At 73.1% G+C, this 14,771-nt stretch carries 10 protein-coding genes; 6 read left to right on the top strand and 4 right to left on the bottom strand.

The genetic code is table 11. The annotated features are described in order from the left end of the window. Positions 1 to 51: 51 nt before the first annotated feature. Positions 52 to 909, bottom strand: a complete 858-nt coding sequence (locus tag D8M35_RS01535) for a formate/nitrite transporter family protein (protein WP_126890222.1) — start codon at positions 907 to 909, stop codon at positions 52 to 54. Between the two features lie 208 nt (positions 910 to 1,117). Between D8M35_RS01535 and D8M35_RS01530 the strand changes: the two genes are divergently transcribed. Continuing rightward, positions 1,118 to 6,559, top strand: coding sequence for a discoidin domain-containing protein (locus tag D8M35_RS01530; RefSeq protein ID WP_126890221.1), 5,442 nt, complete (start codon positions 1,118 to 1,120; stop codon positions 6,557 to 6,559). 40 nt (positions 6,560 to 6,599) lie between these two features. Here the strand turns inward: D8M35_RS01530 and D8M35_RS01525 are convergent, their stop codons facing one another. The 3 genes from D8M35_RS01525 to D8M35_RS01515 are packed head-to-tail and all read right to left on the bottom strand — an operon-like array spanning position 6,600 to position 9,435. After that, positions 6,600 to 7,571: an ATP-grasp domain-containing protein gene (locus D8M35_RS01525; RefSeq protein WP_126890220.1), complete on the bottom strand. Its 972-nt coding sequence runs from the start codon at positions 7,569 to 7,571 to the stop codon at positions 6,600 to 6,602. Next, positions 7,568 to 8,758 (bottom strand): alanine racemase, encoded by a 1,191-nt coding sequence (gene alr, locus D8M35_RS01520; RefSeq protein ID WP_238638049.1) that lies wholly within the window; start codon positions 8,756 to 8,758, stop codon positions 7,568 to 7,570. The genes D8M35_RS01525 and alr overlap by 4 nt, the downstream gene beginning before the upstream one ends. Beyond that, positions 8,755 to 9,435: a M15 family metallopeptidase gene (locus D8M35_RS01515; protein WP_126890219.1), complete on the bottom strand. Its 681-nt coding sequence runs from the start codon at positions 9,433 to 9,435 to the stop codon at positions 8,755 to 8,757. The genes alr and D8M35_RS01515 overlap by 4 nt, the downstream gene beginning before the upstream one ends. Before the next feature lie 88 nt (positions 9,436 to 9,523). Here D8M35_RS01515 and D8M35_RS01510 point away from each other — a divergent pair, with 88 nt between their 5' ends. The 5 genes from D8M35_RS01510 to D8M35_RS01490 all read left to right on the top strand — a co-directional run bounded on the left by D8M35_RS01510 (position 9,524) and on the right by D8M35_RS01490 (position 14,760). Then, positions 9,524 to 10,222, top strand: coding sequence for a response regulator transcription factor (locus D8M35_RS01510; RefSeq protein ID WP_126890218.1), 699 nt, complete (start codon positions 9,524 to 9,526; stop codon positions 10,220 to 10,222). A gap of 23 nt (positions 10,223 to 10,245) precedes the next feature. Then, positions 10,246 to 11,334: a HAMP domain-containing sensor histidine kinase gene (locus D8M35_RS01505; protein WP_274542756.1), complete on the top strand. Its 1,089-nt coding sequence runs from the start codon at positions 10,246 to 10,248 to the stop codon at positions 11,332 to 11,334. A gap of 47 nt (positions 11,335 to 11,381) precedes the next feature. After that, positions 11,382 to 12,092: a 5'-methylthioadenosine/S-adenosylhomocysteine nucleosidase gene (gene mtnN, locus D8M35_RS01500; protein ID WP_161972556.1), complete on the top strand. Its 711-nt coding sequence runs from the start codon at positions 11,382 to 11,384 to the stop codon at positions 12,090 to 12,092. 417 nt (positions 12,093 to 12,509) lie between these two features. Then, positions 12,510 to 14,459 carry a potassium transporter Kup gene (locus D8M35_RS01495; protein WP_126890215.1) on the top strand — a complete coding sequence of 650 codons (1,950 nt, stop codon included), beginning with the start codon at positions 12,510 to 12,512 and terminating at the stop codon, positions 14,457 to 14,459. Positions 14,460 to 14,541: 82 nt separating this feature from the next. Beyond that, complete coding sequence (locus D8M35_RS01490) at positions 14,542 to 14,760, top strand: hypothetical protein (RefSeq protein ID WP_126890214.1); 219 nt, start codon at positions 14,542 to 14,544, stop codon at positions 14,758 to 14,760. Positions 14,761 to 14,771: the final 11 nt, after the last annotated feature.

Genomic DNA, 14,771 nt, shown 5'->3' with positions numbered 1-14,771 from the left:
GGAGGCCCGTGGCGACGCCGCCACGGGCCTCCCGTCCGTCGTCCGCCCCGGTCAGTGCGCGGTGTCCCGCTCCTGCTCGCCCGTCCCGCGGTCCGGTGCGTCCGGCGCGTCGCGCCTTCGACCGCGCAGCAGGTCCGCCGACCGGATGATGCGCAGCGACGTCACGAGCACGACCCCGCCGAGCACGTTGAACAGGAGCACGTAGCCGAACCAGGCGGCCCACTGCCCGTAGGTGATGGACGCACCGGCCTGGATCGCCCCGAAGACCAGGAGCGAGTCCAGGATCGAGTGGAAGAGCTGCAACCCGGCGAGCAGGAAGCCGCCGGCGACCGCCGCGACGAGCTTCGCCGGGTCCGAGTCGGTGCCCTGCTGCATCCGCGTGACGAGGGTGATGGTGCTCCCGCCGAGCACCGCGAGCACGGCGGTCTGCAGTCCGAAGGGTGCGTCGACGTAGTGCCGGGCGGACTCCTCGAGCACCGTGTGCCACTGCGGGAACGCCTGCACGACGAGCCACATCACGACCCAGCCGCCGGCGAGGTTGCTGACCAGCGTGCCGAGCCAGAGCCGGACGAGCTGCGACACGGTGCCCTCGCGGGCCACGAGCGCCACGATCGGCATGAGGAAGTTCTCGGTGAAGAGCTCGCTGTGCGCCAGGTACAGCGCGACGAGCCCGATGCTGAAGGCGAGACCCGCGAGCAGGTGGCTGTCGGTCTCGTGCAGCACGGCGAGGTAGCCCATCACGCCGAGCCCGATCTCCAGGCCGCCGGCGAACCCGGTCGCGAGCACCACCCGCAGGGTCCGCTGCAGGCGCTCGGCACCCTCGTCGACCACCGCGTCGAAGGACTCCTCGATCTCATCCTCGACGGGGGCGTCGCTGTCGCCGACCTCGCGGCGTCGTTCGTCGGTCACCGGTCCGACCGTAGCCCCGGGCGCGCTGTGAGCCGGGGCGAAGGTGCGCGTCCGGGCTCGGCGGACGCGCACCGCCGGACGTGCCGGCGCCGGAGCGCGGCACGGATCCTCACTTCTCCTGACGTCGGGTGCGGCGCTGCCGACAGGGGTCCCTGCGACCCGACGCACGCTCCGCCGCCGAACCTCCGCTCCCGGAAGGGGACCCTCCGTGCACCTGGTCCGCACCGTCGTCGTCACGCTCCTGCTCGGCGCGCTGACCCTGTCCCCTCTGGCCGCCGCGGACCTCGCGTCCGCGAGCACCCTCCCGACGGACCTCCCGGACCGGTCCGCAGGCACCGGGTCCGCCGACCCGGCACACCCGCCGGTCGGCCGGGCAGCGGCACCCGCTCCCGGTGCTGCCGGCCCGCAGGTCGACGGCGTGCGTGTCGGGGACGGCTCGTACGCGCCGACGCCGCCGGCGGAGATCGCGTCCGTCGCCGACGTGCGGAAGACCGTCGACCAGCACCTGTACGTCGACCCGTCCCAGGCGGGGAAGCCGGTCCCCACGAACCAGTGGTGGACCGACCTGCTCGTCAGCCGGTACTCCGGCGACCTCTGGGCGTACCCCTTCGTGTCGTCGAACAGCGCACAGGGGACGAAGCTCACCCACCCGACGTCCTGGAACGCCGACGGCACCGCGATGCGGCTCGACGCCCCCGTCACCGTCGGCGGCACGGTCGACCCGACGCCGGACGCCTCGGACCGGGTGCTCGCCGACTTCGAGGACGGCCTGCCCGACGGGTGGACCACGACCGGGGATGCCTTCAGCGGGACCTCGTCCGGGACCGCGTCGGGACAGAGCGCGGTGTCCGGTTGGCTCGGTCACGGGTTCGTCGACTCCTTCACCGATCGCGACGGCGACGGCGCGACCGGCACGCTCACCTCGCCGGGGTTCACCGTCGACCGGTCGACGCTCGCCTTCCTCGTCGGCGGGGGCCGGCACCCCGGGGCCGAGGCCGTGCAACTGCTCGTCGACGGCGAGGTCGTCGAGGAGGCCACCGGCGCGGACAGCGAGGAGCTGCGGTGGACGTCGTGGGACGTCAGCGCGTACCGCGGGCAGACGGCACAGGTCCGGGTCGTCGACTCGCTCCGGGCCGGGTGGGCGCACGTCCTGGTCGACCAGGTCCTGCTCACCGACGCCCCGGACGGCATCGCGCAGCGGTTCACCACGGCGTTCTCGGCCGATCGGGCCGACGCCCTGCGCTGGGGCGACTGGAACGTCAGCTGGCGGATGCCGCAGGCCGGACCGGGCGGTCAGTACATGGACGTGACGAGCGTGCAGGGGTCGCCGTACGAGTGGTTCGAGTTCCACGGCATGACCCCGCGCATCACCCTGCAGGACGGGGCCGCGCTCACCGACGCCGACGGCCGTGGACTGACCGGGACGATCACGACCGACCGCTTCGAGATCCGGCAGGACGGACACGTGTTCGGGGTGCACGCGCCGACCGGCACCACCTTCACCCGCACGGGGAACGTGCTCGAGGCATCCGCGGGCACGCCCTTCCTCGTGCTCAGCGCGGTGCCTGAGCAGGGGCTGACGCTCGACGACCTGCACCGCACGGCCTTCGCCGTACCGCGTGACACCCGGATGGACTACTTGTACGACCCCGCAGCGGGAGCGGTCGAGCAGCGGTGGTCGCTGCAGACCGACGTGCTGCAGGGCACCGACCACGACACCGTCCAGGGCTGGTTGCAGCACCAGTACGCCGAGGCCGAGCACGACCTCCACTTCACCGGCGCCACCTACGCCACCCCGCGCGGCACGATGCGGACGACCGTCGGGCACGACGGCTGGACGCTGCGGTACGCCTTCAGCGGCCTGACCCCGATCGGTGCCGAGCCGACGAGCACGGGCGACGACCCGTACCGCGAGGACGTCATGCGGCAGTACCTGTCGGACTACGCCGAGAAGACGACCTACGGCGGCGACACCTACTGGGGTGGCAAGGACCTGCAGCAGCTCGGCGCGTACATGAGCGTCGCGGACCAGATCGGCGACACCGAGGACGCCGCCCGGATGCGGACCACCCTCGAAGGCGCGCTCACGGACTGGTACACGTACAGCGAGGGCGAGCGGGAGCACTTCTTCGCGATGTACCCGACGTGGAAGGCCCTGATCGGCTTCGGCGACTCGTACGGGTCCGCGCAGTTCAACGACAACCACTTCCACTACGGCTACTTCACGCTCGCGACGGCGCTGCTCGGGCGGGCCGATCCCGACTGGGCACAGCGGTACGGCGAGATGGCCACCCTCGTCGCGAAGCAGTACGCCAACTGGGACCGCGACGACGAGCGCTTCCCGCACTTCCGCACCTTCGGCGTGTGGACCGGCCACTCGAACGCCGGCGGCGTGTCCTCGCCCGGCGGCAACAACCAGGAGTCGTCGTCCGAGGCGATCCAGTCCGAGGCCGGGCTGTTCCTGCTCGGCACGGTGCTGGGTGACGAGGACATGCAGGCGGCGGGTGCGGTGCAGTACGTCACCGAGCGCTCTGCCGTCCGCGACTACTACCAGAACGCGCACGGCAACCCGGCGTCGGCCGTGTACGACGGCGACGGTGCGTTCCCCGAGGCGTACGACGCGGCGCAGGCGGGGATCCTGTTCGACTCCGGGCAGGCCGAGGCCACGTACTTCTCGGGGGACCCCGCCTGGATCTACGGGATCCAGTGGATGCCGACCGCCCCGTGGTTCACGTACTTCGGGTGGGACCCGGACTTCTCGAAGGCGATCATGCGGCAGATGATGGCCGCCCGGGGCGAGGTCGTCGGGCAGGACGGCGTGGTGAACGGCAACGCCGGGCACGTGCAGATGCTCACCAAGAAGTGGTGGGGCGTCGGCACCTACGGGGACGTCGCGATCACGCGGGACCGGTCGGCGGCGATCGGTGAACTGCAGGACGCCGTCCGCGCGGTGGAGCGGAACCACCCGGGCTACGTGACGGCGAAGACCGCGACGAACCCCCTGTACGACCGGTCGACGGACACGCTGTACGTCTCGGTCGACGACGACGGCTCCGTCGTGTTCCCGTCCCGGTGGTGGACGCCCGAGACCCTGCCGGCGGCGCTCGTGCCCGCGGAGATCGACGGCCCGACGGCGGACCGACAGCCGGGAGACTGGCCGGAGCCGTCGCCGCTCCTGCCGTTCCTCGTCACCGACTACCGAGCGGACGCCGACACGATCGACCGGCTGTACGGCGTCGACCTCACCGACCACCACCCGGGTGCCGACACGGCCCGCGCGGCCGCGGTCTTCAGCGAGATGGGCGACGCGCTCGGCAACGTGGTCCTCGGGTTCCTCGCCCAGTACGACCCGGACACGTACGCCGACGTGCACGCCGCGCTCTGGGCCGACCACGACCCGGCCGTCACCGGTCGGTCGATGGCCGGGATGGTCTACCACCAGGCGATGTCGAACCGCTCCGTCGGGCACGAGGTCACCGACCGTCACACGTCGAGCCCGCTGAGCCAGGTGTTCCGCGCTGCCGACGGCACGTACTCCTACGTGATCGACAACATCGACGACGTCCAGCACACCTACGACGTCTTCGAGGGCCAGCGGGTCATCGGGCAGATCGCGGTGCCCGCCCGGACGCAGGTCACGTCGCACCTCGACGCCCGGTTGGCGACGATCGTCGTCGGGACCGAGGGTGACCCGCGGACGCTCGCACCGGGGAGCACGACGGCGTTCACCGCGACCGGCTTCGACCAGTACGGCGCGACGATGCCGCTCGAGGACGTCCGGTGGTCGACCAGCGCGGGGACGATCGACCAGGACGGCACCCTGCACGCCGGGGCCGCGGCGGACACGGTGTCCGTCATCGCGACCGTCGGCGCGGTCTCCGACTCGTACGACCTCCGCGTCGCGCCGGCGCCGGTGCTCACGGGCATCACGGTGACGCCCGGAACGGCCCGTGCCGTGGTCGGGGAGCCGGTGACGTTCTCCGCCGAGGGGCACGACCAGTACGGCGACCCGGCTCCGCTGCCCGCCGACGTCGCCTGGAGCACCACCGCCCGCGGTACGGTCACCGGCGACGGGGCCCTCACCACCACAGCGCCCGGCGCGGGCTACGTCGTGGCGACGGTCGGCGGCGTCGAGGCCAGCGGGGTCGAAGGCAGCGCCGTCGTCTCGTCGATCGCGTCGGTGCCGGTCGTCGACGTGACCTCCGCCGTGGCGAGCTCGACCGACGGGGGCAACACCGCGGCGAAGGCGGTCGACGGGGACGCCGCCACCCGATGGGAGAGCGCGCACGGCGTCGACACGGTGGACCTGACGCTCGACCTCGGGTCCGTGCGGGACGTCGAGGACCTCCGGGTCACGTGGGAGAACGCCGCGGCGGCACGGTACGTCGTGCAGGTGTCCGACGCGGACGACGGCCCCTGGCGGGACGTCCGCACCGTCACGAACGCGGACGCGTCGGTCGACACCGTGCCGGTCGGCGCGACCGCCCGCTTCGTCCGGCTGCACATGACCGACCGCCTCACCCAGTACGGCTACTCGGTGTGGGACGTGCAGGTGACCGGGACACCGGCCGCCGCCGACGTGGACGTGCGCGACCTGCTGGTCGCCCCGCGCAGCGTCACGGTGCTGCCCGGCTCGTCCGTCCGGCTCGCCGCGTACGGGTTCGACGCCGACGGCTACGGCGGCCTGCTGACCGATGACGCCCAGCCCGTCTGGACCGCGGACGAGGGCGCGACGGTGAGCGCCTCGGGCACGGCGACCCTGCCGGACCGCGGCGGTGCCACCGCGACGGTCCGCGCGGTCCGTGGTGCGGCGACCGGGCAGGCCGTCCTCACGACCCTCGACCAGGGCGAGTCGCCTGCGGTCTCCCGCGACGTCGCCGTCGGCAAGCGGGTCACGACCTCGTCCGACGAGCGCGGGGACCTGTCGGGCGACGCAGCCGTGGACGACGACGACACCACCCGGTGGTCGAGCACGGCTCGCGACGGCGAGTGGCTCGCCGTCGACCTCGGCTCGGTGCTGCCGCTCGACCGCGTCGAGGTCCTCTGGGAGACGGCTGCAGCGGCGTCGGACCACGTCGAGGTCCGCGACCGGGCGTCCGACCCGTGGCGCACGGTCTCGACGACGACCGACGGCAGGGGCGGGACCGAGACGCACGCACTCGACGGCGTCCGAGCCCGGTTCGTGCGCCTGGTCGCCGACACACGCACGACGCGGTACGGCGTCTCGGTCTGGTCGTTCCGGGTGTTCTCGACCGAGGGCTCGCCGACGCCGGACCTCGCTCGACGTGCCGCGGTGTCGTCGTCCGGCGACGAGTCGGCCGGGACCCCGGCACGCCATGCGGTGGACGGCGACCCGGGCACGCGGTGGGCGAGCGAGCACCGGGACGACGCCCGTCTCGACGTCGACCTCGGCGCGCGGCACGAGGTGCACGAGGCGACGATCCGGTGGGAGGACGCGTACGGCCGCGCCTACCGCATCGAGGGACGGGACGGGACGACGGGTGCGTGGACGACCATCGCCGCCGTCACCGACGGTGACGGCGGCACCGACCGGGTCCCGCTGTCCGGTACGTGGCGGCAGGTCCGGTTGCAGGGTGTCGACCGGGCGACACCGTACGGCTACTCGGTGTACGGGTTCGAGGTCCGGTAGACCGGGCGGCGGGCGGCACACCCCGCCGCCCGCCGCCGGGTCATCCGAGCACCGCGGCGAGCAGCTCGTCGACGAGCTCGACGAAGCCGACGCCCACCGCCGCGTACATCCGCGGGACCTGCGACTGCTCGGTGAAGCCCGGCGCGGTGTTCACCTCGTTCAGCACGACCCCGTCGCCCGTCACGAAGAAGTCGAAGCGCGCCGCCCCGGCACACCCCAGGACGTCGTAGAGCACGGCGGCGGCGCCGGTGACCGCTCCGTGCTCGGCGACCGACAGGTCCGCCGGGACCCGGAAGGGGGCGGCGCCGCCGTACTTCTGCTCCCGGTCGAAGACCCCGCCGTCGCCGACGGCGACCTCCAGGGTCGCGCCGCTCCGCAGGACGCCGGACCGGTCGCGGAACACCGCGACGTCGACCTCCCGCCCCGCGACGAACGACTCGACGAGCACCGTGCTGCCGGCGGACCGCGCGTGGTCGATCGCCGCCGCCAGGTCGTCGCGCCGACGGACCAGGGTCACGCCGTTGCTCGACCCTGCTGACGTCGGCTTCACCACGAGCGGGGGCGCGAACGGGACGGCCGCCGCGGCCTCCTCCGCTGACACCGCGACGTCGACACGGACGGCAGGCGCGGAGGCGATGCCGACCGCACCGGCGATCGTCTTCGTCACCCACTTGTCCGCCGCCAGGGCGCCGGCACGGACCGGTGACCCGACGACCGGCACGCCGACGAGCTCGAGCAGACCGGCGACGGCTCCGTCCTCGCCGCGCTCGCCGTGGAGCAGCGGGAAGGCCGCGTCGCAGGACGTGAGCCGGGCGACGGCGTCGGCCGGGGACAGGAGCGACCCGTCCTCGTCGTGCCACGTGCCGTCGCGGCCGACGGTGAGCGGGACGGCGGTGTGGCCACCGGTGCGGAGCGCCGCGACGACGGCCGCCGCGGAGGCCAGTGACACGTCGTGCTCGTCGTTCGCGCCACCGCCGACGACGGCGATGCGGCGGTGTGGTCGGTCGGTCACGGGTGCTCCTCGGTGCGGGTGCGGGTGCGGGTGCGGGTGCTGGCGCTGCTGCTGGTGCTGCTGCTGCTGGTGCTGGTGCTGGTGCTGGTGCGGTGCACGCGGGCGACACGGCTGCCGATCCGCGTGACGAGCTCGTGCGGGATCGTCCCCGCCCAGGTCGCCCACTCGGTGACGGTCGGTTCGCCGCCGTCGCCGGGGCCGAACACGGTGACGGGTTCCCCCGGGGCCGTGCGTTCGGGTCCGGTGTCGACGACGACGCTGTCCATCGAGAACCGCCCGACGACGGGACACCGGCGGCCGCGGACCAGGACCTCGGCCCGGCCCGAGGCAGCGCGGGGCAGGCCGTCGCCGTAGCCGAGCGGCAGCAGCGCCAGGTTGGTCGGGGCCACGGTCGTGCTCGTCCCGCCGTAGCCGATGCGGGTGCCCGCCTGCACCGAGCGCGAGGAGACGACCGCGGTGGTCAGCGACAGCGCCGGTCGGAGGCGGTCGGTGGTCCCCGAGGGATCGATGCCGAAGAGTCCGGCACCGATCCGGTGCAGGTCGAACCCCTCACCGACGCCGGTCAGGGTGGCGGCGGTGGCCGCGAGGTGCACCGTGGCCGGGGTCAGTCCGCGGCGACGGGCGGTCCGGACCGCGTTCTCGAACAACAGGCGCTCGCGGCGGTTCTGGTCGTCCTCGGGTCGGTCCGCCGAGGACATGTGCCCCATCACGCCGACGACCCGGACCGCACCGGTGCCCTCGGCTTCGCGCGCCAGCGAGCACAGCGCCGCCCAGTCGGCGGGCGCACCCCCTTCGCGGGCCATGCCGACGTCGACGTGCAGGTGCACCATCGCTGCGCGGCCGACGGTGCGCGCCGCCGCCAGGACGGCGACCAGGACCGCGGGGTCGGCGACCGCGAGCGCGACGTCGGCGCCCACCGCCGCAGCGAAGTCCGCGTCCGGCGGGTTGAGCCAGCTCAGCACCGGTGCGCGCACGCCCTCGGCGCGGACCGCGAGCGCCTCGTCGACGCTCGTCACACCGACGGACCCCGCCCCGGCCTCCAGGACGGACCGTGCGACCGCCCCGTGCCCGAAGCCGTCGGCCTTGAGCACCGCCATCAGCCGTCCGCCCGTCAGGGTGGCGAAGAAGGCCGTGTTGGCGCGGATGGCGTCGTCGTGGACCAGCAGCCGCGACCCGGGCGCGGTCACCGCTGCATCCGCGGGTCGTCGGTCGGGTCCCAGTATTTGCGGGGGCACCCGTCGGCGGGGGCGTCCGGTCGGAGCTCGAAGTGCCACGCCTCGTTGTCGTACACCTGGCAGAGCCCGTACCGAGCACCGTTGTCCTGCAGCCAGGTGGCCGCGTCCCAGTCGCCGATGTCGATCGCCTCGCCGCGGACGTGCAGCGACGTCTCGGGTGTCGAGACCCAACGCGCCGCCTCCTGTCGCGAGCCGTACTCGGCGACCGCGTCGTCGAGGAGTCGTTCCTGGAGCGCAGGGGAGCGCCAGCCGCTGTTCACGACGAAGCGCACGCCGTCGTCGTCGGCGTCCCGGGCGGCGCGGCGGACCGCGTCGAGCAGGTCCGGCTGCAGCCGTGCGACCGCGGGCAGGTCGTCGTCGAACACCGACGCACCGGACGGCACCTCGCCTGCGGCGGCTCCGGTCGCGGGGTCGGCCGTGCCGTCGCCCGCGGTGCTCGCTGTGGCACCGGCGACCCGGTGCCACAGCGCGCGGCCGGACGTTCCCGGGCTGCCGGAGACGGCGGACAGCGCGACGAGGGCGACGGCGACCGCTGCGACGAGGGAGAGGACGACGACGACCAGGACGGCGCCGGTGCGTCGCGGACGCGCGGGGACGGGGACGGATGGAGGAGCGGAACGGTGCTGCATGTCGACCAGTGCAGCGCGCAGCGTGTCGTCGGAGCGTATGCGGATCCGCATACGCTCCCGACACGTGCCGCCGCCTAGCATCGGTGCCGTGCGTGTGCTGATCCTCGAGGACGAACCCCTGCTCGCCGAGGCCGTCCGCGACGGCTTCCGCCTCGAGGCCATCGCGGCCGACGTCGCGCCTGACGGGGACGCAGCGCTCGAACTCCTCGCGCTGAACCGCTACGACGTCGCGGTGCTCGACCGGGACGTCCCCGGGCCGACCGGTGACGAGGTCGCCGCGCACCTGGTCGCGACCGACGCCGGCGTCCCGGTGCTCATGCTGACCGCTGCCGACCGCCTCGACGACAAGGTCTCCGGCTTCGCCGTCGGCGCCGACGACTACCTGACGAAGCCGTTCGCACTGCGTGAGCTCGTGCTCCGCGTCCGCGCGCTGGCACGACGGAGCGGTGAGCACCGCCCACCGGTCCTCGAGGCGGCGGGGCTGCGTGTCGACCCGTTCCGGCGCGAGGTCTTCCGGGACGGGCACCACGTCGCCCTCACCCGCAAGCAGTTCGCCGTGCTCGAGGTCCTCGTCCGCGCCGGTGGCGGTGTGGTGAGCGCCGAACAGCTGCTCGAACGCGCCTGGGACGAGAACGCGGACCCCTTCACGAACGCCGTCCGGATCACGGTGTCGGCGCTCCGCAAGCGTCTGGGGGAGCCGTGGGTGATCGCCACCGTGCCGGGCGTGGGCTACCGCATCGACACCGACGGACCGCGTGCCGACCGCGTGACGGACGGCGGCTCGTGACCGACCGTCGCCGAGGCGCCAGCGTGCGGGTGCGACTCGCCCTCAGCTACGCGGGGGTGGTGGTGCTCACCGGAGCGCTGATCCTCGCCGTCGTCTGGGTGTTCCTCCTGCGGTACGTCCCGGTCGGGAACCTCGAGTCGACCGGCGGTCACGTCCCGGACCGTTCCGACCTGGTCCGTGCGTTCCTCCCCCCGGCCACGGCGGTGTCCGTCGGACTCGTGGTCGTGGGACTGGTCGGCGGGTGGTTCCTCGCGGGGAGGGTGCTCGCGCCGCTCGACCGGATCACCGCTGCGACGCGACACGTCGCCGCGGGGTCCCTCGCGCACCGCATCGCGCTCCCGGGGCGACGCGACGAGTTCCGCGACCTCGCCGACGCGTTCGACGGCATGGTCGGGCGGCTCGGAGCGTACGTGGCGGAGCAGCAGCGCTTCGCGGCGAACGCGTCGCACGAGCTGCGCACGCCGCTGGCCACGACGCGCGCGTTGCTCGAGGTCGCCGCCCGCGAGCCGGACCGTGACCCGGCGGGGGTCCTCGAACGGTTGCGGGTGGTGAACGAGCGGGCGGTCGACCTGACCGAGGCGCTGCTGGTGCTCGCACGGGCCGGTCGGGAGCTCCCGGACCGCGCGCGGGTGGACCTGTCGCTCCTCGCGGAGGAGGCCGTCGAGACCGTCCTGCCCCTCGCCGAGGCGCGGGGCATCGACGTCGAGCCCGCCACGGCGACGGCGTGGACCACCGGTTCGACGTCCCTGCTGCTCCAGCTCGTGACGAACCTCCTGCAGAACGCCGTCGTCCACAACGTCGGCCCGGGGTGCGACGGCTGGGTGCGCGTGACGACCGGCACCCGGCACGGCGCGTCCGTCGTCGTGGTCGAGAACCCCGGTGCCGTCGTCCCGGTCGAGGTCCTCCCGACCCTCACCGAGCCGTTCCAACGGGTGGCGTCGCGGCGGCGCGAGGACGACGCCGGCGCCGGCCTCGGTCTGGCGATCGTCGCGGCGATCGTGACCTCGCACGGCGGCACGCTCGACGTCTCCGCGCGGCCGGAGGGTGGCCTCGTCGTCGAGGTGTCCCTGCCCGCCTCCGGGTCAGCGGCCGGGCCGTCCTCCACCGCATGACCGCACTCGTGCACGGGAGCCGAGCCGCTCCGTGCGAGGATCGGTCGGTGCACTCCCGAGCAACGCCCGTCGCCGTCGTCATCGCCGCGATGACCGAGGAACTCTCCGCCGTCGCCACCCTGCTGGGCGGCGTCGTCATCGACGACGGACCGGTGGGTGGACACGACGAGCACCACCTGCTCGACGTCGACGGCGCGGTGGTCGCCCTCCGGCGCAGCGGCATCGGCTTCACGAACGCGACGGCCGCCACGGCGCACTGCTACCACGACTTCGGCGCCGTCCCGGTGCTCAGCGTCGGGACCGCCGGCGGGCTCATGCGCGGCATCGAGATCGGCGACGTCGTCGTCGGCGAGCACTACGTGAACATCAACGCGGACGCGACGGCGTTCGGCTACGCGCTCGGGCAGGTCCCGGGGATGCCGCCGCAGTACGCACCCGACCCGCGCATGCTCGCCCGCGCCGCCGCCGCGCGGACGCCGTACCGCATCCGGTCAGCCACGATCGGGTCGAGTGAGGTCTTCGTGACCGAGGGCCGCGCCCGCGCCCTGCGCGAGGTCTTCCCGGCGGTCGCGGCCGTGGACATGGAGTCCGCCGCGATCGCCCAGTTCGCCCACGTGCACGACATGCCGTTCCTGTCGATCCGGGGGATCAGCGACCTCTGCGCCCCCGACGGGGACGAGTTCCGCGAGCACCTCGACGACGCGTCGGCGCGCGCAGCGCGCGTGGCGCACGACGTGCTGCTCGACCTGGCGGCCTGAGACCGCACCCCGGTACCCACCGACGGACGGGAGGCGCGTCACCCGTCGGTCCCGCGCCTCCCGTCCGTCAGCCGCTCACGGCGGCAGGTCGGTGACGGCTCAGCGGCGTCGTCGGCTGGCCAGCAGGCCACCGAAGACGAGCACCACCGCGATCACGAAGACGATCAGCTGGGCCGGCTCGAACCCGTCGAGGTCCATGGTGCACTCCTTCCGCGCGCGGGACGTCCGCGCTCGCGTCGCCCCGAACGGTAGGACGCGGTTCCTGTACGCGTCGAGGGGCCGGGGTACGAGTCCTGCACGACAGCCGGTCTCCGCACACTCGAGCTCGGATGGGTGTCCGCCGAGAACACCGGGGCGCGAGCGGTGCAAGGATGATCCGCGGCCGTCGCCCGGACGACCCCGACGGAAGTGACGAGCGTGACCGACACCCGCTCCCCGGCGCCGACGAGCGACACCGTCGACGACCCCTCGCACGGCCCCGCGAAGAGCGTCGCCGCCCTCGCCCTGGCCGCGCTCGGCGTCGTCTTCGGTGACATCGGCACCAGCCCGCTGTACGCCCTCCGGACGGTGTTCACCATCGACGGCGGCATCGTCAAGGCGAACCAGGAGGACGTCTACGGCGTCATCTCGATCATGTTCTGGAGCGTCACGATCGTCGTGTCGATCAAGTACGTGCTCGTGCTCATGCGCGCCGACAACGACGGCGAGGGCGGCGTGATGGCGCTCGCCGCACTGGCTCGGCGCCTGTACGCGAAGCGTCGTGGGGGCGCGACGGTCTTCCTGGTCATCGGCATCATCGGCGTCTCGCTGTTCTACGGCGACTCGGTCATCACACCGGCCGTCTCGGTCCTCTCCGCGGTCGAGGGCCTGTCGACCGCGGCGCCGTCGCTCGAGCACCTCATCGTGCCGATCGCGGCCGTCATCCTGGTGCTGCTGTTCCTGGTCCAGCGGTTCGGTACCGGCAAGGTCGGCAACCTGTTCGGACCGGTGATGCTGCTCTGGTTCGTCGTCATCGCCGTCGCCGGGGTGCCGCACATCGTCGCGCACCCCGGTGTCCTGCAGGGTCTGTCGCCGACGTGGGCGATCACCTTCCTCGTCGCCCACCCGTACATCACCTTCGTGGCGATGGGTGCCGTCGTCCTCGTCATCACCGGAGCCGAGGCGCTCTACGCGGACATGGGCCACTTCGGCCGTCCGCCGATCCTGCGCGCCTGGTTCTTCGTGGTGTTCCCGGCGCTCGTGCTGAACTACCTGGGCCAGGCGTCGCTCGTGCTCGAGGACCCCTCAGCGGCGAAGGACCCGTTCTTCCTGCTGTTCCCGGACGCGCTCCAGATCCCGGTCGTCGTGCTGGCGACGATGGCGACGGTGATCGCGAGCCAGGCGGTCATCTCCGGTGCCTTCTCGCTCACGCGCCAGGCGATCCAGCTCGGGCTGCTGCCGCCGCTCACGATCCGGCAGACCTCGCGCGAAGAGGGCGGCCAGATCTACCTGCCGGCCGTCAACCTGCTGCTCTTCATCGGCGTGCTCGCGATCATGCTCGCCTTCCGGTCGTCGGCCAGCCTGGCGACCGCCTACGGGGTGTCCGTGACCGGCGCGCTCGTCGTGGACACGCTGCTGCTGCTCCTGGTGGTCAAGCCGCTCTGGCACTGGGCGACGTGGAAGCTCGTGCTGGCTGCCGTCGTCTTCGGTGGCCTCGAGCTGACCTTCCTGGCCGGCAACCTGTCGAAGATCGTGCACGGCGGCTGGGTCCCGCTGCTCATCGCCCTCGCGGTGATCACGCTGATGACCACCTGGCGCCGCGGTCGCCAGCTCGTGCAGGAGGAACGCAAGGAACGCGAGGGGTCGCTGGCCGACTTCATCGAGCGCATCAACACGAAGCACATCCCGCGGGTCGAGGGGGTCGCGATCTTCCCGCACCCGAACAAGGAGACGACCCCGCTGGCGCTCCGCGCGAACGTCGAGCACAACCACGTGGTGCACCGGACCGTGCTCATCGTCTCGGTGCTCACGGCGAACGTGCCGCACGTGCCGCACGCGAAGGCGTTCTTCCGCGACGACCTCGGCTACGAGGACGACGGCATCGACCACATCACGGTGAAGTTCGGGTTCTCGGACGACCAGGACCTGCCGCGGGCCCTGCACGCAGCCTGCCTGGCCGAGGTGCTCGACATCGACCCGGACGAGATCGCGAAGGCGTCGTACTTCATCTCCCGCGGTGCGCTCCGGCCGCAGCCGGGCAACCGTGGCATGGCGCGCTGGCGCAAGAAGCTCTTCGTCGGCCTGGCCCACAACGCCGCCGATCCTGCGGCACGGTTCGGCCTGCCGGCACAGCGCACGGTGACGATGGGCAGCGACGTCGAGCTCTGACGACCGTCCAGGCGGACGGCGTAGCGTCCGACGGGTCGTTCCGCCACCCGGGCTCCTGCGGCACCGAGCGGAAGCCGCACCCATGGCACACCGGAACGACCTCACCTGGCAGCAGGACGGCGACGACTCCTGGTCGGCCTGGGCCGACGGCCGCCCGGTCGCGCGGATCACCCACGGCCGACAGTACGAGCTCGTCTCGCAGGACGGCACGGTCCGCGGCTCCCACAGTGCGCTCGGCAGCGCGCAGGCGCAGCTCGAGGCCTGGCACCAGTGGGCGACCGCCACGGACGACGAGGACTGAGGCCGCCGCCG

Source organism: Curtobacterium sp. HSID17257 (genome assembly GCF_003989515.1).
Lineage (GTDB): Bacteria > Actinomycetota > Actinomycetes > Actinomycetales > Microbacteriaceae > Curtobacterium.
Note: the sequence above shows the minus strand (reverse complement) of the source record. Positions and strands in the feature narration are given on the sequence as shown.